General features: G+C 59.4%; 17 protein-coding genes. 7 read left to right on the forward strand and 10 right to left on the reverse strand.

The features are described 5' to 3' along the window. Nucleotides 1-14: 14 nt before the first annotated feature. Complete coding sequence (gene gyrA, locus AC2TE5_RS15455) at nt 15-2,651, reverse strand: DNA topoisomerase (ATP-hydrolyzing) subunit A (RefSeq protein WP_121425291.1); 2,637 nt, start codon at nt 2,649-2,651, stop codon at nt 15-17. A gap of 146 nt (nt 2,652-2,797) precedes the next feature. Between gyrA and ubiG the strand changes: the two genes are divergently transcribed. The 4 genes from ubiG (at nt 2,798) to yfaE (ending at nt 7,625) form a co-directional block, all read left to right on the forward strand. Further along, nucleotides 2,798-3,526 (forward strand): bifunctional 2-polyprenyl-6-hydroxyphenol methylase/3-demethylubiquinol 3-O-methyltransferase UbiG, encoded by a 729-nt coding sequence (ubiG, locus tag AC2TE5_RS15460; RefSeq protein ID WP_213328158.1) that lies wholly within the window; start codon nt 2,798-2,800, stop codon nt 3,524-3,526. Between the two features lie 347 nt (nt 3,527-3,873). Beyond that, entirely contained in the window at nt 3,874-6,159 is a 2,286-nt protein-coding gene (gene nrdA / locus AC2TE5_RS15465; protein WP_023312513.1) for a class 1a ribonucleoside-diphosphate reductase subunit alpha, read from the forward strand. Nucleotides 6,160-6,240: 81 nt separating this feature from the next. Beyond that, nucleotides 6,241-7,371, forward strand: coding sequence for a class Ia ribonucleoside-diphosphate reductase subunit beta (nrdB, locus tag AC2TE5_RS15470; RefSeq protein WP_029740920.1), 1,131 nt, complete (start codon nt 6,241-6,243; stop codon nt 7,369-7,371). Next, entirely contained in the window at nt 7,371-7,625 is a 255-nt protein-coding gene (gene yfaE, locus AC2TE5_RS15475) for a class I ribonucleotide reductase maintenance protein YfaE (RefSeq protein WP_008500234.1), read from the forward strand. The genes nrdB and yfaE overlap by 1 nt, the downstream gene beginning before the upstream one ends. Before the next feature lie 83 nt (nt 7,626-7,708). On the opposite strand, the gene glpQ is transcribed toward yfaE, so the two are convergent. Together glpQ and glpT are read right to left on the reverse strand one after the other, a co-directional pair. Then, nucleotides 7,709-8,764 (reverse strand): glycerophosphodiester phosphodiesterase, encoded by a 1,056-nt coding sequence (glpQ, locus tag AC2TE5_RS15480; RefSeq protein ID WP_213328156.1) that lies wholly within the window; start codon nt 8,762-8,764, stop codon nt 7,709-7,711. Between the two features lie 11 nt (nt 8,765-8,775). Then, on the reverse strand, nt 8,776-10,128 hold the full coding sequence (gene glpT, locus AC2TE5_RS15485) for a glycerol-3-phosphate transporter (RefSeq protein ID WP_484611957.1): 1,353 nt from the start codon (nt 10,126-10,128) through the stop codon (nt 8,776-8,778). 252 nt (nt 10,129-10,380) lie between these two features. Between glpT and glpA the strand changes: the two genes are divergently transcribed. From glpA to glpC, 3 genes are read left to right on the forward strand one after another with little or no spacing between them, the layout of a single operon-like run. Further along, nucleotides 10,381-12,009, forward strand: coding sequence for an anaerobic glycerol-3-phosphate dehydrogenase subunit A (gene glpA, locus AC2TE5_RS15490; RefSeq protein WP_407597658.1), 1,629 nt, complete (start codon nt 10,381-10,383; stop codon nt 12,007-12,009). Beyond that, nucleotides 11,999-13,216, forward strand: a complete 1,218-nt coding sequence (gene glpB, locus AC2TE5_RS15495; RefSeq protein ID WP_484611958.1) for a glycerol-3-phosphate dehydrogenase subunit GlpB — start codon at nt 11,999-12,001, stop codon at nt 13,214-13,216. The genes glpA and glpB overlap by 11 nt, the downstream gene beginning before the upstream one ends. Continuing rightward, entirely contained in the window at nt 13,213-14,403 is a 1,191-nt protein-coding gene (gene glpC / locus AC2TE5_RS15500) for an anaerobic glycerol-3-phosphate dehydrogenase subunit GlpC (protein ID WP_301508358.1), read from the forward strand. The genes glpB and glpC overlap by 4 nt, the downstream gene beginning before the upstream one ends. A 33-nt stretch (nt 14,404-14,436) precedes the next feature. On the opposite strand, the gene AC2TE5_RS15505 is transcribed toward glpC, so the two are convergent. The 7 genes from AC2TE5_RS15505 to menD all read right to left on the reverse strand — a co-directional run bounded on the left by AC2TE5_RS15505 (nt 14,437) and on the right by menD (nt 22,014). Next, the gene (locus AC2TE5_RS15505) at nt 14,437-15,636 is read right to left on the reverse strand and encodes a nicotinamide mononucleotide deamidase-related protein YfaY (RefSeq protein ID WP_063143742.1); all 1,200 of its coding nucleotides are present in this window, start codon (nt 15,634-15,636) and stop codon (nt 14,437-14,439) included. 93 nt (nt 15,637-15,729) lie between these two features. Next, nucleotides 15,730-16,269: a YfaZ family outer membrane protein gene (locus AC2TE5_RS15510; RefSeq protein WP_024908211.1), complete on the reverse strand. Its 540-nt coding sequence runs from the start codon at nt 16,267-16,269 to the stop codon at nt 15,730-15,732. A 124-nt stretch (nt 16,270-16,393) separates the two neighbouring features. After that, nucleotides 16,394-17,755 carry an o-succinylbenzoate--CoA ligase gene (gene menE, locus AC2TE5_RS15515; RefSeq protein WP_484611959.1) on the reverse strand — a complete coding sequence of 454 codons (1,362 nt, stop codon included), beginning with the start codon at nt 17,753-17,755 and terminating at the stop codon, nt 16,394-16,396. After that, a complete protein-coding gene (gene menC, locus AC2TE5_RS15520; protein WP_484611960.1) occupies nt 17,752-18,717 on the reverse strand; it encodes an o-succinylbenzoate synthase in 966 nt (321 codons plus the stop codon). The genes menE and menC overlap by 4 nt, the downstream gene beginning before the upstream one ends. After that, the gene (gene menB, locus AC2TE5_RS15525; protein ID WP_484611961.1) at nt 18,717-19,574 is read right to left on the reverse strand and encodes a 1,4-dihydroxy-2-naphthoyl-CoA synthase; all 858 of its coding nucleotides are present in this window, start codon (nt 19,572-19,574) and stop codon (nt 18,717-18,719) included. The genes menC and menB overlap by 1 nt, the downstream gene beginning before the upstream one ends. Continuing rightward, nucleotides 19,571-20,347, reverse strand: coding sequence for a 2-succinyl-6-hydroxy-2,4-cyclohexadiene-1-carboxylate synthase (gene menH, locus AC2TE5_RS15530; protein ID WP_484611962.1), 777 nt, complete (start codon nt 20,345-20,347; stop codon nt 19,571-19,573). Before menH ends, menB begins: the two co-directional genes overlap by 4 nt. Then, complete coding sequence (gene menD / locus AC2TE5_RS15535) at nt 20,344-22,014, reverse strand: 2-succinyl-5-enolpyruvyl-6-hydroxy-3-cyclohexene-1-carboxylic-acid synthase (protein ID WP_213328147.1); 1,671 nt, start codon at nt 22,012-22,014, stop codon at nt 20,344-20,346. The genes menH and menD overlap by 4 nt, the downstream gene beginning before the upstream one ends. Between the last annotated feature and the right edge of the window lie 34 nt (nt 22,015-22,048).

Here is a 22,048-nt window from a genome sequence, read left to right on the forward strand (position 1 = left end):
TGCATCAGGAGACATTACTCGTCAGCGTCATCCGCTGCGTCATCGTCAGTATCGGCTTCCGGCGCGATATCATCATCGCCTTCCGCAACGCTACCGTCGATGGAATCGAGCTCTTCGTCATCCACCGGCTCAGCAACGCGCTGCAGACCGACCACGTTTTCATCTTCCGCTGTACGGATGAGGATTACGCCCTGGGTGTTACGCCCCACCACGCTGATCTCAGACACGCGGGTACGCACCAGCGTACCGGCATCGGTGATCATCATGATCTGGTCGGCATCGTCCACCTGCACCGCGCCCACAACGGAACCGTTGCGCTCGGTCACTTTGATAGAGATAACGCCCTGCGTGCCGCGAGACTTGGTTGGGTATTCCCCTTCCGCCGTACGTTTACCGTAACCATTCTGCGTTACGGTCAGGATAGCCCCTTCACCGCGCGGAATAATCAGAGAAACAACGCTGTCTTCGCCAGCCAGTTTGATACCACGAACGCCCGTAGCGGTACGACCCATCGCACGGACGGCATTCTCTTTAAAGCGCACCACTTTACCGGCGGCAGAGAACAGCATTACTTCATCAGAACCGGAGGTCAGATCCACGCCGATCAGCTCGTCGCCTTCGTTCAGGTTCACCGCGATGATCCCGGCGGAACGTGGGCGGCTGAACTCGGTCAGCGCGGTTTTCTTCACGGTACCGCTGGCGGTCGCCATAAAGACGTTCACGCCCTCTTCGTACTCGCGTACCGGCAGGATGGCGGTGATACGTTCGTTCGCTTCCAGCGGCAGCAGGTTAACGATTGGACGACCACGCGCACCGCGGCTTGCTTCCGGCAGCTGATAGACTTTCATCCAGTACAGACGACCGCGGCTGGAGAAGCAGAGGATCGTGTCGTGGGTGTTGGCCACCAGCAGGCGGTCAATAAAGTCTTCTTCTTTAATACGAGCTGCAGACTTGCCTTTACCGCCACGACGCTGTGCTTCGTAGTCGGTCAGCGGCTGATACTTCACATAGCCCTGGTGAGACAGGGTGACCACCACGTCTTCGCGGTTGATCAGGTCTTCAATGTTGATATCAGAGCTGTTCGCGGTGATTTCGGTGCGGCGCGCATCGCCGAACTGATCGCGGACCAGTTCCAGCTCTTCACGGATCACTTCCATCAGACGCTCTGCGCTGCCCAGGATGTGCAGCAGCTCAGCAATCTGTTCCAGCAGCTCTTTGTATTCGTCGAGCAGTTTTTCGTGCTCAAGGCCGGTCAGTTTCTGCAGACGCAGATCCAGAATCGCCTGTGCCTGCTGTTCAGTCAGGTAGTACTGACCGTCACGCACGCCGAATTCAGGTTCCAGCCACTCAGGACGCGCAGCGTCGTCGCCCGCACGTTCCAGCATCGCGGCGACGTTACCCAGATCCCACGGACGGGAAATCAGGCCGGCTTTCGCTTCCGCCGGGGTTGGCGCACGACGGATCAGCTCGATGATCGGGTCGATGTTGGCCAGCGCAACCGCCAGCGCTTCAAGGATGTGCGCACGGTCGCGCGCTTTGCGCAGTTCGAAGATGGTACGACGGGTCACCACTTCACGGCGGTGACGCACGAACGCGCTCAGGATCTCTTTCAGGTTCATGATCTTCGGCTGACCATGGTGCAGTGCAACCATGTTGATACCGAAGGAGACCTGAAGCTGAGTCTGGGAGTACAGGTTGTTCAGCACAACCTCGCCCACCGCGTCGCGTTTGATCTCAATCACGATGCGCATACCGTCTTTGTCAGACTCGTCACGCAGCGCGCTGATGCCTTCAACACGTTTTTCTTTTACCAGCTCGGCGATTTTTTCAATCAGACGCGCTTTGTTCACCTGATACGGGATCTCGTGAACAATGATGGTTTCACGGCCGGTTTTAGCGTCCGCTTCCACTTCGGCGCGGGCACGGATGTAAATCTTGCCGCGGCCGGTGCGGTACGCTTCTTCAATACCGCGACGACCGTTGATGATCGCCGCCGTCGGGAAGTCCGGGCCCGGGATGTGTTCCATCAGCCCTTCAATGCTGATGTCTTCATCGTCGATATAGGCCAGGCAGCCGTTGATCACCTCGGTGATATTGTGCGGCGGAATGTTGGTTGCCATACCGACCGCGATACCGGACGAACCGTTAACCAACAGGTTCGGGATCTTGGTTGGCATCACATCTGGGATGCGCTCGGTGCCGTCGTAGTTATCGACGAAATCAACGGTCTCTTTTTCCAGGTCGGCCATCAGCTCATGTGCGATTTTCGACATACGGATTTCCGTATAACGCATCGCCGCAGCGGAGTCGCCGTCGACTGAACCAAAGTTACCCTGACCATCTACCAGCATGTAACGCAAGGAGAATGGCTGCGCCATACGAACGATGGTGTCATAAACGGCGGTATCACCATGCGGGTGATATTTACCGATAACGTCACCGACGACGCGGGCAGATTTTTTATAGGCTTTATTCCAGTCATTGCCCAATACGTTCATGGCGTATAGTACGCGACGGTGTACCGGCTTAAGGCCATCGCGGACGTCCGGCAGCGCACGGCCAACAATGACCGACATCGCATAGTCCAGATAGGAGCTCTTCAGCTCTTCCTCGATGTTAACCGGTGTAATTTCTCTCGCAAGGTCGCTCATCTAACCGCTATCCCTCTACTGTATCCCGGATTCAAAGGTCGCAAATTATAACACAGCCGAGGTGATTGAGGTAAACCTATACGCTTTATTCACGGGGATTGCCTGATATACTCCTTTGTCTTGCTAAATAAGGAGTAAAAGCGCCCATGAATGCCGAAAAATCCCCGGTGGTTCACAACGTTGACCACGAAGAGATTGCCAAATTTGAAGCGGTGGCGTCCCGCTGGTGGGATCTCGAAGGTGAGTTCAAACCGCTGCATCGCATTAACCCGCTGCGTCTGGGCTATATCGCGGAGCGTTCCGGCGGTCTGTTCGGTAAGAAAGTGCTCGACGTCGGCTGCGGCGGCGGCATCCTGGCTGAGAGCATGGCGCGCGAAGGGGCGAATGTTACGGGCCTGGATATGGGCTTTGAACCGCTGCAGGTGGCCCGCCTTCACGCGCTGGAGTCCGGTATACAGGTTGAATACGTGCAGGAAACCGTGGAAGAGCATGCGGCGAAACACGCCCATCAGTACGATGTGGTGACCTGCATGGAGATGCTGGAGCACGTTCCCGATCCGCAGTCGGTGGTGCATGCCTGTGCAAATCTGGTGAAGCCGGGCGGCCAGGTCTTCTTCTCAACCATCAACCGCAACGGTAAAGCCTGGCTGATGGCCGTCGTCGGCGCGGAGTATGTGCTGCGCATGGTGCCGAAAGGGACCCACGACGTGAAGAAATTCATCAAGCCTGCGGAGCTGTTAAGCTGGGTTGACCAGACGTGGCTCAAAGAGCAGCACATCACCGGCCTGCACTACAATCCGCTGACCGATAAATTCAAACTCGCACCGGGCGTTGATGTTAACTATATGTTGCACACAACCGCCAAAAACGACTAACGTCATTCGTTATTCTTATAAAGATTGCGCGACATCATGTTGCGCAATTCTGACCTCTCGTTGAAGAAATCAGCACTCGATCAAATTTTGAATTTTTTTTCTTAATTATTGACATGTCTTCCAGGCCTTACGGTACGAGGACTTAGCCTTTTTTACCCTTTCACAACCTCAATTTAACGTCAAAATCAACCCTTGTGCTGAAATGATTCGATACTAGAATACTCACCATATAGCGTTTATCTTATCGCAAACCCCCTATATGTAGTATTTATCCACAGAGTTAGTCACAAGACGGATCTGTGGATAAGCGGGGGATATTTTTTATTTCACGGACAGGTAAAACCCACATGAATCAGAGTCTGCTGGTGACAAAGCGCGACGGTACTACCGAGCGTATCAATCTGGACAAAATCCATCGAGTTCTCGACTGGGCAGCAGAAGGACTGAACAACGTATCTATCTCCCAGGTTGAACTGCGTTCCCACATTCAGTTCTACGACGGCATCAAAACGTCTGATATCCACGAAACGATCATTAAAGCAGCGGCAGACCTCATCTCCCGCGAAGCACCGGATTATCAGTACCTCGCTGCACGTCTGGCGATTTTCCACCTGCGTAAAAAAGCCTACGGCCAGTTTGAGCCGCCGAAGCTTTACGATCACGTAGTGAAAATGGTTGAGCTGGGCAAATACGACACGCATCTGCTGGAAGACTATACGGAAGAAGAGTTCGAGCAGATGAACGGGTTTATCGATCACTGGCGCGACATGAACTTCTCCTATGCGGCGGTGAAGCAGCTCGAAGGCAAATACCTGGTTCAGAACCGCGTAACCGGTGAGATCTACGAAAGCGCCCAGTTCCTCTATATTCTGGTGGCCGCCTGCCTGTTCTCTAACTACCCGCGTGACACCCGTCTGGAATACGTGAAGCGTTTCTACGATGCGGTATCCACGTTCAAGATTTCTCTGCCGACGCCAATCATGTCCGGCGTGCGTACCCCAACCCGTCAGTTCAGCTCCTGCGTACTGATCGAGTGCGGTGATAGCCTGGATTCCATCAACGCCACCTCCAGCGCCATCGTGAAATACGTTTCCCAGCGTGCCGGTATCGGCATCAACGCCGGTCGCATCCGTGCGCTGGGCAGCCCGATTCGCGGCGGTGAAGCGTTCCACACCGGCTGTATCCCGTTCTATAAACACTTCCAGACGGCAGTAAAATCCTGCTCTCAGGGCGGCGTGCGCGGCGGTGCTGCGACCCTGTTCTACCCGATGTGGCACCTGGAAGTGGAAAGCCTGCTGGTCCTGAAAAACAACCGCGGCGTGGAAGGCAACCGCGTGCGCCACATGGACTACGGCGTGCAGATCAACAAGCTGATGTACACCCGTCTGCTGAAAGGCGAAGACATCACCCTGTTCAGCCCGTCCGACGTTCCGGGCCTGTATGACGCGTTCTTTGCCGATCAGGACGAGTTCGAGCGTCTGTACACCAAATACGAAAAAGACGACAGCATTCGCAAGCAGCGCGTGAAGGCGGTAGACCTGTTCTCCCTGATGATGCAGGAACGTGCCTCTACCGGCCGTATCTACATCCAGAACGTGGACCACTGCAACACCCACAGCCCGTTTGACCCGGTCGTCGCCCCGGTGCGCCAGTCTAACCTGTGCCTGGAGATCGCCCTGCCGACCAAACCGCTGGAAGACGTTAACGACGAAAACGGCGAAATCGCGCTGTGTACGCTGTCCGCGTTCAACCTGGGCGCGATTAAGAGCCTGGACGAGCTGGAAGAGCTGGCCGTGCTGGCGGTTCGCGCACTCGACGCCCTGCTGGACTACCAGGATTACCCAATCCCGGCCGCTAAACGCGGTGCAATGGGCCGCCGTACCCTGGGTATCGGCGTGATCAACTTCGCCTACTGGCTGGCGAAAAACGGCAAGCGCTACTCTGACGGCAGCGCCAACAACCTGACGCACCAGACGTTCGAAGCGATTCAGTACTACCTGATGAAAGCCTCTAACGAGCTGGCGAAAGAGCAAGGCGCGTGCCCGTGGTTCAACGAAACCACCTACGCGAAAGGCATTCTGCCAATCGACACCTACAAGAAAGACCTGGATGCGATTGTCAGCGAGCCGCTGCATCTCGACTGGGAAGGTCTGCGTGAGTCCATCAAGACCCACGGCCTGCGTAACTCCACGCTCTCTGCCCTGATGCCGTCCGAGACCTCTTCGCAGATCTCGAACGCCACCAACGGTATTGAACCGCCGCGCGGCCACGTCAGCATTAAAGCGTCGAAAGACGGCGTGCTGCGTCAGGTCGTACCGGATTACGAAACGCTGGGCAACAACTACGAGCTGCTGTGGGAAATGCCAAACAACGACGGTTACCTGCAGCTGGTAGGTATCATGCAGAAGTTTATCGACCAGTCGATCTCTGCCAATACCAACTATGACCCGACGCGCTTCCCGTCCGGCAAGGTTCCGATGCAGCAATTGCTGAAAGACCTGCTCACCGCCTACAAATTTGGCGTGAAAACGCTGTACTATCACAACACCCGTGACGGTGCGGAAGACGCGCAGGACGACATGGTGCCGTCAATTCAGGACGATGGCTGCGAAAGCGGCGCATGTAAGATCTAATGTAAATGCCGGGTGGCGCTACGCTTACCCGGCCTACGATTTTGTTTGCCCGACTGACAAAATCTCTCACAGGACACACTCATGGCATACACCACCTTTTCACAGACGAAAAACGACCAGCTCAAAGAGCCGATGTTCTTCGGCCAGCCGGTCAACGTGGCACGCTACGATCAGCAAAAATATGACATCTTCGAAAAGCTGATCGAAAAGCAACTCTCCTTCTTCTGGCGCCCGGAAGAAGTGGACGTCTCCCGCGACCGTATTGACTACCAGTCGCTGCCGGATCACGAAAAGCATATCTTCATCAGTAACCTGAAGTACCAGACGCTGCTGGACTCCATTCAGGGCCGTAGCCCGAACGTGGCGCTGCTGCCGCTGATCTCCATTCCTGAGCTGGAAACCTGGGTGGAAACCTGGGCGTTCTCCGAGACGATCCACTCCCGCTCTTACACCCACATCATCCGCAACATCGTGAACGATCCGGCGGTGGTGTTTGACGATATCGTTACCAACGAGCAGATCCAGAAGCGCGCGGAAGGCATTGCCCACTACTACGACGAGCTGATCCAGATGACCAGCTACTGGCATCTGCTGGGCGAAGGCACCCACAACGTGAACGGTAAAACCGTTACCGTGAACCTGCGCGCGCTGAAAAAGCAGCTGTACCTGTGCCTGATGAGCGTCAACGCGCTGGAAGCGATCCGCTTTTACGTGAGCTTCGCCTGCTCCTTCGCCTTTGCCGAGCGCAAGCTGATGGAAGGCAACGCCAAAATCATTCGCCTGATCGCTCGTGACGAAGCCCTGCACCTGACCGGTACCCAGCACATGCTGAACCTGCTGCGCAGCGGTACGGACGATCCGGAGATGGCGGAAATCGCCGAAGAGTGCAAGCAGGAGTGCTACGACCTGTTCGTGCTGGCGGCTCAGCAGGAGAAAGAGTGGGCGGACTACCTGTTCCGCGACGGCTCCATGATTGGCCTGAACAAAGACATCCTGTGCCAGTACGTTGAGTACATCACCAACATCCGCATGCAGGCCGTCGGTCTCGACCTGCCGTTCCAGACGCGCTCTAACCCAATCCCGTGGATCAACACCTGGCTGGTGTCCGATAACGTGCAGGTTGCGCCGCAGGAAGTGGAAGTGAGCTCTTATCTGGTCGGTCAGATTGATTCTGAAGTCAACACCGACGACCTGAGCAACTTCCAGCTCTGATGTCACGCGTCACGTTAAGCCTTTCCGGCACTGAGGTACTGTGTCGGGAGGAGCACCCTTCTCTGCTGGTGGCGCTTGAAGCGCATCAGGTAGAAGTAGAGTACCAGTGTCGTTCCGGCTACTGCGGCTCCTGCCGCTGCCGTCTGGTCGCCGGCCAGGTGGACTGGCTGACCGAGCCGCTGGCCTTTATCAACGAAGGGGAAATTTTGCCCTGCTGCTGCCGGGCAAAAGGCGATATTGAGATCGAGATGTGATGTTGTCCGTATCCCCTCTCCCGGTGGGAGAGGGTTAGTTCGTAGGCCGGGTAAGGCGCAGCCGCCACCCGGCAATTTCAGCGTTAATCCTTCAAAAAGCTCACCGCTTTATCCGGAAAATCCGTAAACAGCCCGTCCACGCCCGCCTGGTTATACAACACCTCATAAAGCTGATTCACGTCCGTAGCATACGGCGGCAGCTGGTCTGCACGCACGGTATACGGATGCACCTGCATCTTGCTGGCGTGCGCCTCTTTCACCATCGCCGTCAGCTTCACGTGGCCCGGCGCTGAGCCTTCCGCCACCAGCATGTGGTAATCCGGCCCGATGCCGTCGGCGTACTGCGCAATCTGCTTCATCGCGCCCGGCTTAAACATCCAGTCGTAGTTGTAGTTCACCCACTTCCCGTCCGGCTGCTTCTCCTGGGTTTCATTCCAGTCGGTATAGGCGATCAGCTGAACCAGATTGAGGTTCATGCCCATCTTCGGCTCCAGCTCGGTTTTGATGCGCTTCAGCTCGGCGGCGTCAAAACACTGCAGGTAGACTTTGTCCTTCTTGCTGGTGTAGCCGTACTGTTTCAGCACCTCCAGCGTCTTCGCGGCAATGTCTTTTCCTTCCTGATGGTGGAACCACGGCGCTTTGATCTCCGGGTAGATACCGATGTTTTTACCGGTGGAGTGGTTCAGCCCCTGAACAAACTCAATCTCTTCCTGGAAGGTATGAATGCGGAAGTCAGATTTGCCCATCGGGAAACGTCCCGGATAGACCTGCACCTTCTTGCCGTTTTCAATCTCGAAGCCTTCGGTAAATTTCAGGGAACGGATCTCCGCCAGGGTGAAATCAATGGCGTAATAGCGGCCATCTTTTCGCGCGCGGTCAGGGAAGCGCTCCGCCACGTCCGTCACGCGGTCCAGATAGTGGTCATGCAGGACGACCAGCTGGTCGTCCTTCGTCATCACCAGATCCTGCTCCAGATAATCCGCGCCCTGGGCATAGGCCATCGCTTTTGCCGGCAGCGTATGCTCCGGCAGATAGCCGCTGGCACCGCGGTGGGCGATAACGATTTTATCCGCCGCCAGCGCGGAGCCGGTCATCAGGCCCGCCAGCAGCAGGCCGGTTGTTACGTAAGATAATTTCATGGCAATACTCCTTATTGACGACGCGCCTGCACTTCCGCGTGGTGGCGTTTCTCACCGATCATCACAACAATCAGCAGCAGTACCGCCAGCACGCTGCCGCCGATCATCACCATAAAGCCGCCGTCCCAGCCGAAGAAGTCAACGGTGTAGCCCACGATGGCGCTCGCCGCGACCGAACCGCCCAGATAGCCGAACAGACCGGTAAAGCCTGCCGCCGTGCCTGCCGCTTTTTTCGGTGCCAGCTCCAGCGCGTGCAGACCGATCAGCATTACCGGACCATAAATCAGGAAGCCGATGACGATCATGCAGGCCATGTCTACTGATGGGTTGCCCGGCGGGTTGAGCCAGTAAACAACGGTCGCGATGGTCACCAGGGTCATAAAGAACACGCCCGTCGCGCCGCGGTTACCTTTAAACACCTTGTCCGACATCCAGCCGCAAAGCAGCGTGCCCGGGATCCCGGCATATTCATACAGGAAATAGGCCCACGAGGATTTATCCAGCGCGAAGTGCTTCACCTCTTTCAGGTAGGTTGGCGACCAGTCGAGGATGCCGTAGCGAAGAAGGTAAACGAACACGTTCGCCACCGCGATGTACCACAGCAGCTTGTTCGGCAGGACGTACTTCATGAAGATCTGTTTTGCGGTCAGCTCTTCCTCGTGCTCCTTGCTGTAATCATCCGGATAGTCGTTTTTGTACTCTTCAATCGGCGGCAGGCCGCAGGACTGCGGCGTGTCGCGCATCAGCGCGAAGGCGATAATCGCCACGACGATGGCGCCGAAGGCAGGCATATACAGCGCAGCGTGCCAGTCGTTGAACCAGGCCATACCCAGCAGGAACAGCAGCGGCGGAATACCGCCACCCACGTTATGCGCGCAGTTCCACACCGACACGATGCCGCCGCGCTCCTTCTGCGACCACCAGTGCACCATGGTACGTCCGCACGGCGGCCACCCCATCCCCTGGAACCAGCCGCAGAGGAACAGCAGCACGAACATGACGGCAATGCTGGACGTCGCCCACGGCACAAAGCCCATGAACAGCATGACCGTGGCCGCCAGGATCAGGCCGGCGGGCAGGAACACGCGCGGATTCGAGCGATCCGATACGGAACCCATGATGAATTTGGAAAAACCGTAGGCGATTGAGATCCCCGACAGCGCGAACCCCAGATCGCCGCGGGAGAAGCCCTGCTCCACCAGATACGGCATGGCGAGCGCAAAGTTTTTACGTACAAGGTAGTACGCCGCGTACCCGAAGAAGATCCCCAGGAAGATTTGCCAGCGCAGGCGGCGGTATAGCGGATCAATTTCTGCCTCTGGCAGACGCGCCCGATGCGGCGCAGGTTTGAAGATACTGAGCATAACAGCCTCCGTGGCCTTGAATTGAATGAGCAGGTGGCTCGCACCTGAATTCCAGAGGCGGGGATGTTAAGAAATCACGGTGATTGTTACTGTGAATCAACGCACAGATTGTTACAGAAATATGACAGAATGCGCAAAAAAGCGCATGAAATCACGTTTCACTTTCGAATTTCGCGCGTTTATGTTCGAAATCAAACAAACCACACTATTGATATGGCTAAATGATAAAAAAACGAACATAGAGGGTAAACAATGACCATTCACGATCCTCGCTACAGCGATGTGATAATCATTGGCGGTGGCGCAACCGGCGCCGGGATCGCACGCGATTGCGCCCTTCGCGGCTTAAGCGTCACGCTGCTCGAGCGCCATGATATCGCCACGGGCGCAACCGGACGCAACCACGGCCTGCTGCACAGCGGCGCGCGGTACGCGGTGACCGACGGTGAATCCGCGCGCGAATGTATTGCTGAAAACCAGATCCTCAAGCGTATCGCCCGCCACTGCATTGAGCCGACCGACGGCCTCTTTATTACCCTTCCCGAAGATGACCTCGCCTTTCAGGACACCTTTATTACCGCCTGCACTGCAGCAGGCATTCAGGCTGAGGCCATGGACCCGGCGCTGGCGCGGCGGCTGGAACCGTCGGTTAACCCGGCGCTTATCGGCGCGGTGAAAGTGCCTGACGGCACCGTTGACCCCTTCCGCCTGACCGCCGCCAATATGCTGGACGCTCGCGAGCATGGCGCGCACATCCTGACCGGGCACGAAGTGACCGGGCTTATCCGCGAGGGGAATCGCATCTGCGGCGTGCGGATCCTTGATACGCAATATAACGAACACAGCGAGCTGTATGCCGCCGTTGTGGTTAACGCGGCGGGGATCTGGGGGCAGCGCATCGCGGAATACGCGGACCTGTCGGTGCGCATGTTCCCGGCGAAAGGCTCGCTGCTGATCCTCGACCACCGCATCAATAACCACGTGATTAACCGCTGCCGCAAACCGTCCGATGCCGATATCCTCGTCCCGGGCGACACCATTTCGTTAATCGGTACCACCTCAACCCACGTGGACTACAGCGAGATTGACTACAACCGCGTGACCGCCGAAGAGGTCGACATCCTGCTGCGCGAAGGGGAAAAACTGGCCCCGGTGATGGCCCAGACGCGTATTCTGCGCGCCTACGCGGGCGTGCGTCCGCTGGTCGCCAGCGATAACGACCCGAGCGGGCGTAACGTCAGCCGGGGCATCGTGCTGCTCGATCACGCCGAGCGCGACGGCATGGACGGGTTTATCACCATTACCGGCGGCAAGCTGATGACCTACCGCCTGATGGCCGAGTGGGCGACCGATGCCGTCTGCCGCAAGCTGGGCAATACCGAACGGTGCGTGACGGCAGAGCAAGCCCTGCCCGGCTCGCGTCAGTCCACCGAAAAAACGCTGCAAAAAATTATCTCTCTGCCCGCGCCGCTGCGCGGGTCCGCTATTTACCGCCACGGCGACAGAACGCCACAGTGGCTCGGTGAAGGACGACTGAGCCGCAGCCTGGTGTGCGAGTGCGAAGCCGTCACCGCCGGTGAGGTGCAGTACGCGGTGGAGAGCCTGACGGTAAACAGCCTGCTCGATCTTCGCCGCCGCACCCGCGTTGGAATGGGCACCTGTCAGGGCGAGCTGTGCGCCTGTCGTGCCGCCGGGTTATTGCAGCGTTTTCACACCACCACCGCCACCCAGTCGCTCGATCAGCTCAGCGCGTTTTTAAACGAGCGCTGGAAAGGCATTCAGCCTGTCGCGTGGGGAGATGCCCTGCGCGAAAGCGAATTTACCCGCTGGGTCTACCAGGGGCTTTGCGGTCTTGAGAAGGAGCAACGCGATGAAATTTGATACCGTCATCGTCGGCGGCGGGCTGGCAGGATTGCTCTGCGGCATCAAACTCACGAAGCAGGGGCTGCGCTGCGCCATTATCACCCGTGGCCAGAGCGCCCTGCACTTCTCGTCGGGCTCGCTGGATCTGGTGAACGAAGCGTACCGCGATAAGCTGCCGCCGGAGCACCCGTATCACCTGATTGGCGCGCAGCATATTGACCGCTTTGCGCTGGAAACCGAAGCGCTGCTGGCGGACTGCGGCGCACGTCTGAAGGGAAGTGCCCGGCTCAATAACCAGCGCGTCACGCCGCTCGGCACCCTACGCTCTGCCTGGCTCAGCCCGGAGGAGGTGCCCGTTGCACCCTTCAATGCCGCGCGCGTGCGGGTCGTGGGTATTAGCGGCTTTCTGGATTTTCAGCCCCATCTCGCGGCGGCGTCGCTCTGTCGCCAGGGCGTTAACGCCGAAACGGCAGAAATAGAGCTGCCCGAGCTTGATGTCCTGCGCGATAACCCGAGCGAGTTTCGCGCGGTGAATATCGCCCGTTTTCTGGATAACGAAGACAAATGGCCGCTGCTGTATGACGCGCTCAGGCCGCTCGGCGACGGCTGCGACGCCCTGCTGATGCCAGCCTGCTTTGGTTTACGCGACAACCGGCTCTGGCGCTGGCTCTCGGATCGTCTGCCCTGCTCGCTCGGCCTGCTGCCCACGCTGCCCCCTTCCGTACCCGGCATTCGCCTGCATACCCAGCTCCAGCGCCAGTTTGTCGCGCAGGGCGGCGTGTGGATGGCGGGTGATGAGGTGAAAAAAATCACCCTGACCGACGGCGCGGTGAGCGAAATCTGGACGCGCAACCACGACGATATTCCGCTTCGTGCCCGCTATACGGTGCTGGCAAGCGGCAGCTTCTTCAGCAACGGGCTGCTGAGCAGCCGGGAGGGCATCCGGGAAGCCATCATGGGGCTGGATGTTCGCCAGCGAGCCTCCCGATCTGACTGGTATCAGAGTGATTTCTTCTCGCCGCAGCCCTGGCAGCAGTTCGGGGTGATTGTCGATAGCCAGCTGCACCCGCAGCTTTCCGGTAAGCCCGTCAGTAATCTCTTTGCCATCGGCTCGCTGCTGGGCGGGTACGATCCCATTGCCCAGGGATGCGGTGGCGGGGTCTGCGCCGTCACGGCGCTGTGTGTGGCAGAGCAGATTAGCCAGCGCACGGAGGCTGAACAATGAACGACACCCGTTTTGAAAGCTGCATTAAATGCACGGTGTGTACCACCGTCTGCCCGGTCAGCGGCGTGAACCCACGCTATCCGGGTCCAAAGCAGGCCGGACCGGACGGCGAGCGTCTGCGTCTGAAGGACGGCAAGCTGTATGACGAGGCGTTGAAATACTGCATTAACTGCAAACGCTGCGAAGTCGCCTGCCCGTCGGATGTTAAAATCGGCGATATCATCCAGCGCGCCCGGGCGCGCTACAGCACGCAAAAGCCGACGCTGCGGGACGCGATCCTTAGCCATACCGATCTGATGGGCAGCGTCTCGACGCCCTTTGCCCCGCTGGTGAATGCCGCGACCTCGCTCAAGCCGGTGCGCCAGCTGCTGGATGCGACGCTGAAGATAGACCATCACCGCAGCCTGCCAAAATATTCTCACGGCACCTTCCGCCGCTGGTACAAATCCGTCGCGGCGGAACAGGCGAAGTATGCCGACCAGGTGGCCTTTTTCCACGGCTGCTATGTGAACTACAACCACCCGCAGCTGGGTAAAGACCTGCTGAAGGTGCTGAACGCCATGGGAACGGGCGTTCAGCTACTGAACAAAGAGAAGTGCTGCGGCGTACCGCTGATTGCCAACGGGTTTACCGATAAAGCGCGCAGGCAAGCTCAGAGCAATGTCACCTCCCTGCGCGAAGCAATTGTCGATAAAGGTATTCCGGTGCTGGCGACCTCGTCCACCTGTACCTTCACCCTGCGCGACGAGTACCCGCATCTGCTGGACGTGGATAACACCGGCCTGCGCGAGCACATCGAGCTGGCGACGCGCTTCCTGTGGCGCAAGCTGGATAGCGGGCAGACGCTGCCGCTGAAGACATTACCGCTGAAAGTGGTCTATCACACGCCGTGTCACATGGAGAAAATGGGCTGGTCGCTCTATACGCTTGAGCTGCTGCGGCTTATTCCTGGCCTGGAGCTGACGGTGCTGGATTCGCGCTGCTGCGGGATTGCGGGGACCTACGGCTTTAAGCGTGAAAACTACGAAACGTCACAGGCGATTGGCGCCCCGCTGTTCCGTCAGATTGAAGAGAGCGGCGCGGATATCGTGGTAACGGACTGCGAAACCTGCAAGTGGCAGATTGAGATGTCCACCAGCAAGCGCTGCGAACATCCAATCACCCTGCTGGCGAAGGCGCTGGGCTGAACATGGCCGGGGCGAAAGGCCCCGGCACAGGTTTTACTCGATAAACAGCGACTCGACCACATGGATCCAGCCGTGCTCGCTGGCAACCTCTTTACCATTCAGCCAGCGGCGCAGCATGTTCAACGCCATCATGGCGCAAACCTCCTGACGCACCGCCAGGCTGTGGCGGGTGATGCTCATTTTTACCCGCAGGGCCCAGGTGCCTTCCGGCGTCGCCAGCGCGAAGTTAAGGTATTCCTCGTCCAGCCCCCCGACGAACAGCGCCAGACCGGCAAAATGCTTCACCCTTCTCTCGGAAGCCCAGCGTGCGGTTTGCGCCAGGGTCTCCTGCTGGAACGGCACCACTTCGCTGGCCAGCAGCGGCGCGTTGACGCGCGACAGCTGCAGCGCCAGCAGGCCACCCGTGAACTGCTCGCTTAAGGTCACGCTCAGCTGACGCGACTGCAGATGCGCCGCAATCTGCGCGGGCAACCCTTCCGTCCCTTCAAAAATCAGGCTTTCGCCCGCCACGCGCTGCACCTCGGGCCACAGGGCCAGCATCGCCTCTTTCTGCTCGGCCGGGCCTGTCAGCTTAAGTTCAATGATCGGCATGGAGGAGCGATAGCCCATGGAGACGCCCGGCGGCAGCGGGAGGGGGTCAAGGCTCTGGGCCAGATCGCTTTCAGAGCGGCCAAAGGTGGTCAGACGCAGGCACAGCGGCGGTTCAGGCAGGGTAAAACGATCGCGAAGGCGCGGCAGGATCTGCTGCTCGACCATCACTTTAAATTCTGAGGGCACGCCCGGCGTGAAGAACATCAGGCAGCGGTTCAGCTGCATGGCAAACCCGCACGCGGTACCCACCGGGTTATCGACCAGCTCGGCGCTGGCGGGAATTTCCGCCTGTTTGCGGTTGCTGGGGGCCATGACGCGACCACGTTCGGAGAAAAAGCGCTCCATCTGCGAAAGCCACGCCTCGTGCAGCACCAGCCCTTCGCCTTTTGCGGTCGCGGCGGCCAGCGCGCTGAGATCGTCGCTAGTGGGGCCGAGCCCGCCGTTCACAATCAGCACGTCGCAGTGCTCGCTGCGCTCGCGCAGAATAGCGACCAGCGACTCAAGATTGTCGCCCACGGTATTGCGGCGCGTTAACGGTAATCCTTGCTCAAAGAAAAGATCGGCAAGCCAGGCAGCATTGGTATCGATAATTTGTCCATGCAGCACTTCGTCGCCGGTGGATAACATCTCCACGTTAATCATTATGTTCTCCCGCTTATTTGGTCAAAACACTATAGCGCAAACGCGGGGTGGAGAAGAGAGAAACTGGCGCGGCAGAACGCCGCGCCGGAGTGATTAGAAGCCTGCGCTGACGCCCACGTACGGGCCGTCGGCCAGCGCGTTGTCGCGGTTGCCGTCTTTGCCGGCCAGGTTCAGATAGCGATAGCCCGCTTCGATGGTAATTGGACGCATGATGGTCCAGCGCGCGCCGGCGTTAGCCTCTTCATAGCTCTCGATACCGCTTGAGAGGGAGTCCGGCGAATAGTAATACTCACCAAACAGGCCGAAGCTGTCGCCAATTTTCCACTGCAGGCCGCCGCCCACTGCCGCCGCGTACCCTTCGTCACCGTCATTTGGGTTGGTATAGATACCTTTACCGCCGACGGTGGCCAGGAATGGGCCAAGAGGAACGTTCAGACCCAGGCCGAGGCTCGCCGCGTCGCCGTCGTCATCGTTATGCGTCCAGCCGCCGGTCATCGCCAGACCGGAAGTCTCGGTACCCATGCCAAAGCCCAGGTGGGTGTAATCCTGACCCGCCGAGCCGTTAATGCTGATGGCGTTAGCCGCCGCAGATACAACCATCAGGCCGAAGCCCAGTAATGCCACTTTTTTCATTGTCGTGATCCCGCACAATTATTATAAAGAAGTCCCAAAACCGCGAGATTTTAACCGGAGTCTCCCGGGGATCAAGCACTCTGCGTGCGGCAGAACGGTAGATTGTAACTAATTGAAACGGCTGTTATCCCTTCAGCGATGCGTTCACCCACTGCTGCAACGCGCGGCGCGAAACTTTAATGCCGCCATTTTTGAGTTCGGTCGGCAACAGCAGCCAGCGGACGGGTTGCTCAAAACGCGCCACCTTATCCCTGACCCAGTCAGGCAAACAGGTGATATCCGTTCCCGGCTCGCACTCCACCACCGCCACCGGACGTTGCCCAAACTCGGCGTCGTCCAGCGGGACGATAAACACCTGGTTAATCTGCGGATGGCGGGCGATAACACGCTCAAGGCTCTCCGGCTGAATCCCTTCTCCACCGCTAAAAAAGAGGTTGTCCATGCGGCCCAGGATCGTCAGGCGGCCATCATGCCATTCACCGCGATCGCGGGTGGCGAACCATCCCTGCGCATTGGTCAGCGGAACTAATTCGCCGTCCCGCCAGTAGCCTGAGGCCATGCTCTGCGCCCGGATCCAGACCTCACCGTTAACCACCTGCACCTCTCTGCCCGGCAGAGCATAGCCTACGTCCGGCTCGCCGTCCGCCGCTTTCGCGCAGACGGTAGAGGCAAACTCGGTCAGGCCGTAGCCGCAGAAGGTGTGAATCCCCTGCTCGCGCGCCTGCTGCGTCAATTCAACAGGGATGGCGGCACCGCCCAGCAGCACCGCTTTCAGTGCGACAGGCTGGTGGGTATTAAGCAGACGCCAGAGCTGGGTCGGCACCAGCGAGGCGTGGGTGCAGCCGAGCAGCGCCTGCGCCAGCGGCTGTTTCTCGCGCACGGTTAACCGCGCCCCGGCCTGCAGCCAGCGCCATAAAATCCCCTGGCCGGAAACGTGAAACAGCGGCAGCGAAAGCAGCCAGTCGTCGTCTTCACCGTATGGCATCAGCGCCAGCACGCCGCGCGCGCTGGCGAGGTGGCCGGCGCAGGTATGCACCGCCGCTTTCGGCAGCCCGGTGGAACCGGAGGTCAGCGTCATGGACGCCAGCCGCGACGGTTGCCACGCAACGCGATATTCACCCGCGCGCTCGCGCATGCGCAGGGCAGGAAGACCCTCACACGTACCGTCCAGCACCAGCGCAAAGCGCAGCGTCATCTGCGGGAGCAACACGTCCAGCAGCGGGCGAGGCAGCTGCGGATTAACGGGAAGAATACGCGCCCCGCACTGGAGCAGCGCCAGCCACGCCAGAAGGGTTTGCGGGTGGTTATGGGCCAGCAGCAGCACGCCGTCGCCCTCCTCCACGCCCTGAAGATGAAATTCTGCCGCCAGGCGGTCGATGCGGGTGCACAGCTGCTGCCAGCTGAGCACCTCGTCGTCCAGCCTCAGGGCCGGTTTATCAGCAAACTGCGCGCACCAGTGTCGCCACGGCCAGTCGGTAAAACTCATCGCAGCGGCTCCAGCGCCGAGACGTCGAGGCACGGCAGCGCGCTGTCCGGCCACGTGCGGATAAGCTGGGCCTGCATCAGATTCAGCGTGTCGAGGCCGGGGATCGTGTCCGGCGTTAGCCAGGCGGCAATGCGCGCCAGCTGGGTCAACCCAAGGCTGGATTCAATCGACGAGCTGATGACCGCCGTCAGCCCCAGCGCGTGCGCCGCCGAGACCTGCTCGCGCACCTTCGCCAGGCTACCGGTCAGCGTCGGTTTAATCACCACCGCGCTGACGCCGGGCTCGGCGACAAATTCAAAATCGTCCTCGCGCAGGCTTTCATCCCAGGCGATGGCTATCCCCGTTTCGCGGGCAAACGCGCGCGAATCGTCGCGGGTTTTGCACGGCTCTTCGAGGAAGGCAATGCGGCTGCGGTACGCCGGGTTGACGTACTTTGCGAACTGCTGCGCCTTGAGAGGCGTCCAGGCGCGGTTAGCGTCCAGACGCAGATGAAGGTCGGGGATCGCTTCCAGCAGCAGGTTGGCGACCATGCCGTCGCGCACCGCCTCGTAGAGACCAACTTTAATTTTCGCCACTTTCTCGCCCGGCATGGCGGAGAGCAGCGCGAACAGCTCGTCAGGATCGCCCGTGCAGAGCGGTGCCGCGCGGTAGTTAGCCTCTTCAGGCAGGCTGCCGTCGAGTTCCGCCAGCGCGCAGCTGATACCAAAAGCCGCGGAAGGCACGTCCGGCAACGCCGGAGCCGCGCCCTCGCGCCACGCGTCCGCCCACGCCAGCAATGCTGACTGCGCGTCATCCAGAGATTCCAGGCTAAAGCCCGGCAGAGGCGAAATCTCGCCCCAGCCTTCCCGCTCGTCCTGCTGCAGATGCACGAAGAAGCCGTCACGGGTTTTTAACCGCCGTTCACGCAGCACCACGCCCGCGTCCATCGGTATCTGCCAGCGGTAAACCTGCGCGCGACGCATTACGGGTTCCGTTTGTATTTGCTGAAGTCCGGCTGGCGTTTTTCGTTAAACGCGTTGCGCCCTTCCTGACCCTCTTCGGTCATGTAGAACAGCATGGTGGCGTTGCCCGCCAGCTCCTGCAGACCCGCCTGGCCGTCACAGTCGGCGTTGAGCGCGGCCTTCAGGCAGCGCAGCGCCATCGGGCTGTTTTGCAGCATTTCACGGCACCAGCGAACGGTCTCTTTTTCGAGATCGGCAATCGGTACCACGGTATTCACCAGGCCCATATCCAGCGCTTCCTGAGCGTTGTACTGACGGCACAGGAACCAGATTTCGCGGGCTTTTTTCTGCCCGACGATGCGCGCCATGTACGAGGCGCCCCAGCCGCCGTCGAAGGACCCGACTTTCGGGCCGGTCTGGCCGAAGATGGCGTTCTCTGCCGCAATGGTCAGATCGCACATCATATGCAGCACGTGACCGCCGCCGATGGAGTAGCCCGCCACCATCGCCACCACTGGTTTTGGACAGGTGCGGATCTGACGCTGGAAATCGAGGACGTTCAGGTGGTGGGTACCCGCATCGTCCTGGTATCCGCCGTAGTCGCCGCGCACTTTCTGATCGCCACCGGAGCAGAACGCTTTATCGCCTTCGCCGGTCAGGACAATCACGCCGATGTTGTCGTCGTAGCGCGCATCCGCCAGGGCCTGAATCATCTCTTTCACGGTCAGCGGACGGAAGGCGTTACGCACCTGCGGACGGTTGATGGTGATTTTGCCAATGCCGTCGGTGGATTTGTGGTAACGAATGTCGGTGTAGCCTTCGGAGCAGTCCTGCCATTCAACCGGGGCGTAGAGCATGTTTTCATCAGGATAGATCATAGAGTGTCCTTTATTCGATAACGCAGTATCTGAGCCAGACTCGCGATAACCGCATCGGGATTTTCCCGGTGGGCGTTGTGTCCGGCATTGGGAATGGCATGGCGAACGGCGTTCACTTCTGCGGCAAGGGCCGCGAACTTCTCATCCCGTTCGCCATAGAGATAGTCAAAAGAGAAATCGCGTGCGCTAAGCGCGGCACGCAAATCCGGCTGCACGGCCAGCGAGGTCGCCTCGAGCATCATCGCCAGCGTCGCGCCGTTGTTCTGGCTGCGCAGGGTTATCAGCGCCTCGCGCTGGGCGTCCGTGAGGGAGGCGAACACGGGCTGTTGGTACCAGTCAGCGAACACCTTCTCCAGCGGTTCGGTGCGAAAACGCGTTGCCCAGCGGCGGTCGGATGCCAGCCGCGCATTCCGCACCTCGGCATCCTGCAGGCCGGGATGTCCCCCCTCCACCATCACGCCCAGCAGCCCCTTCGGCTGCTGGCAGGCATGGAACATCGCAATGCGGCCGCCGAGGGAGTACCCGATGAGCCAGAATGTCAGTATGTTGTAACTAAGAAGGGTTCGGGTGAGCAACGTGCTCACCTCGTCAAACCCCGTCACGCCCAGCTCCTGGGATCCACCGTGACCCGGCAAATCCAGGTACAGCCGGGGGTAATCCCTGAGCCCTTCACCGACCCTCTGCCACTCGCGGCAGTCGCCTGAAAAACCGTGCAAAAAGACCAGCCAGGGATAGCCGGGTTTTCCGGCCTTCTGCACGCCAGAGAGGATCACAGCTGGCTCACCTGCGCCAGCAGGCTTTGCAGGGCCTGCGCACCGTCAGCATCGTTCACCACCAGCTCAATCAGCGTCGCACCCGGCTGCTTCCAGGCGCTGCTTAACGCTGCGTCTAGCTGTTCCCAGCTTTCCGGGCGATGGTATTTCAGGCTAAACATCGCCGCGGCGTGTTCGAACTGCACGTTCTGCGGCATCAGATAGAAGCGCTCGCGCTCGCTCTGCGGCGTTGGCAGCAGGGAGAAAATCTGTCCGCCGTTGTTGTTGACCACAATCAGCACAAACGGGGCAGACGCCTGACGCAGCAGCGCCAGCGCGTTGAGATCGTAGAGCGCGGAGAGATCGCCCACGATCGCCAGCGTCGATTTCGCGCTGGCGCGCTGCACGCCCGCCGCTGTGGAGATCAGCCCGTCGATGCCGCTGGCGCCGCGGTTGCTGTACACCGGGTAGCCCGCTGGCAGCTTCGAAAACGCGTCAATCAGCCGCACGACCAGGCTGTTGCCGACAAACAATTGCCCCTGTTCAGGCAGGCACTGGCGAATACGGTGCGCCAGCCCGGCCTCGCTAAACGCTTCACAGTGCGCTTTGGTCAGCTCCCACGCCTGGCGCGAAAGGTCCGGGATGGCTACCGCCCAGGGCTTGCGTTTTTCAGCCGGATGAAGCGTCAGCCAGGCGTCGATACTGCTGACCAGACGACGACCGCGGTGGTGTGCCGGGTCAAGCCGGCCTTCCAGCGCGTCCACCAGCCAGTACTCTTCCGGCGTGCAGGTGGCCTGCCACTGCAGTAACCGTTTGCCGGTCAAACTCGATCCAAGCTGGACCACAATCTGCGCCTGCGCCAGCTCGGTGACCGCTTTGGCATTCCCCAGCCAGAGGTCGGCGCACGGCAGCGGCTGACCGGTCTGGGAAAGCACGTCGCCTATCAGCGGCCAGCCAAGGGTTTGCGCCCATTCGGCAACCAGTTTGCCTTCAGCGGCGCTCATGCGCCCGGCAATCACCACGCCGCGCTTCTGCCGCCAGAAGAACCAGTCGCGCTGCTTCGCGCTCTCAAGATGCGTCTGCTCGCGCAGCCACGGTTTTTCACTCTCCCACCAGTCGCCAAGGGACTGCTGCCAGTCAAGACCCGTGTCGTCCAGCTCACCGTAGAGCGGCTCGGCAAACGGGCAGTTGATATGCAACGCCCCGCTGCGCAGCGTCTCCATGGCGTGATCGACGGTGGAGACCAGCCAGCTTGCCGGAATATCCTGGGTGGGACGCGGTAACGAAATCGTCTGCGAAGGATGCGAAGCAAAGAGCCCCGGCTGGCGAATGGCCTGATTAGCGCCGCAGTCGATAAGCTCAGGGGGGCGATCGGCCGTCAGTAAGATCAGTTTTTCACCGGTTAACCCGGCTTCAATCAGGGCCGGATAGAGGTTCGCCACGGCGGTACCGGAGGTGACGATCACCGCCACTGGTTCTTTGCTGACCTTCGCCAGCCCGAGCGCAAGATGGCCGAGACCGCGTTCATCAAAGTGGGTGTGGTGAATCAACGCCCGGTTTTCAGCGGCAGCCAGCGTCAATGGCGTTGAGCGAGAACCCGGTGCAATACACACGTGCCTGACGCCATGACGCGTCAGGGCTTCAAGGATCACCGCCGCCCAGCGTCGGTTAAAAGAACTTACTGACATGAGATTGTCCGGTATCAAGAATGCGACACAGTAT

Source organism: Enterobacter sp. N5-15 (assembly GCF_057221635.1).

Excerpts from the sequence above, each read along its gene's own strand:
- gyrA (WP_121425291.1), bottom strand. The coding sequence starts at position 2,651 with ATGAGCGACCTTGCGAGAGAAATTACACCGGTTAACATCGAGGAAGAG.
- ubiG (WP_213328158.1), top strand. The coding sequence starts at position 2,798 with ATGAATGCCGAAAAATCCCCGGTGGTTCACAACGTTGACCACGAAGAG.
- nrdA (WP_023312513.1), top strand. The coding sequence starts at position 3,874 with ATGAATCAGAGTCTGCTGGTGACAAAGCGCGACGGTACTACCGAGCGT.
- nrdB (WP_029740920.1), top strand. The coding sequence starts at position 6,241 with ATGGCATACACCACCTTTTCACAGACGAAAAACGACCAGCTCAAAGAG.
- yfaE (WP_008500234.1), top strand. The coding sequence starts at position 7,371 with ATGTCACGCGTCACGTTAAGCCTTTCCGGCACTGAGGTACTGTGTCGG.
- glpQ (WP_213328156.1), bottom strand. The coding sequence starts at position 8,764 with ATGAAATTATCTTACGTAACAACCGGCCTGCTGCTGGCGGGCCTGATG.
- glpT (WP_484611957.1), bottom strand. The coding sequence starts at position 10,128 with ATGCTCAGTATCTTCAAACCTGCGCCGCATCGGGCGCGTCTGCCAGAG.
- glpA (WP_407597658.1), top strand. The coding sequence starts at position 10,381 with ATGACCATTCACGATCCTCGCTACAGCGATGTGATAATCATTGGCGGT.
- glpB (WP_484611958.1), top strand. The coding sequence starts at position 11,999 with ATGAAATTTGATACCGTCATCGTCGGCGGCGGGCTGGCAGGATTGCTC.
- glpC (WP_301508358.1), top strand. The coding sequence starts at position 13,213 with ATGAACGACACCCGTTTTGAAAGCTGCATTAAATGCACGGTGTGTACC.
- AC2TE5_RS15505 (WP_063143742.1), bottom strand. The coding sequence starts at position 15,636 with ATGATTAACGTGGAGATGTTATCCACCGGCGACGAAGTGCTGCATGGA.
- AC2TE5_RS15510 (WP_024908211.1), bottom strand. The coding sequence starts at position 16,269 with ATGAAAAAAGTGGCATTACTGGGCTTCGGCCTGATGGTTGTATCTGCG.
- menE (WP_484611959.1), bottom strand. The coding sequence starts at position 17,755 with ATGAGTTTTACCGACTGGCCGTGGCGACACTGGTGCGCGCAGTTTGCT.
- menC (WP_484611960.1), bottom strand. The coding sequence starts at position 18,717 with ATGCGTCGCGCGCAGGTTTACCGCTGGCAGATACCGATGGACGCGGGC.
- menB (WP_484611961.1), bottom strand. The coding sequence starts at position 19,574 with ATGATCTATCCTGATGAAAACATGCTCTACGCCCCGGTTGAATGGCAG.
- menD (WP_213328147.1), bottom strand. The coding sequence starts at position 22,014 with ATGTCAGTAAGTTCTTTTAACCGACGCTGGGCGGCGGTGATCCTTGAA.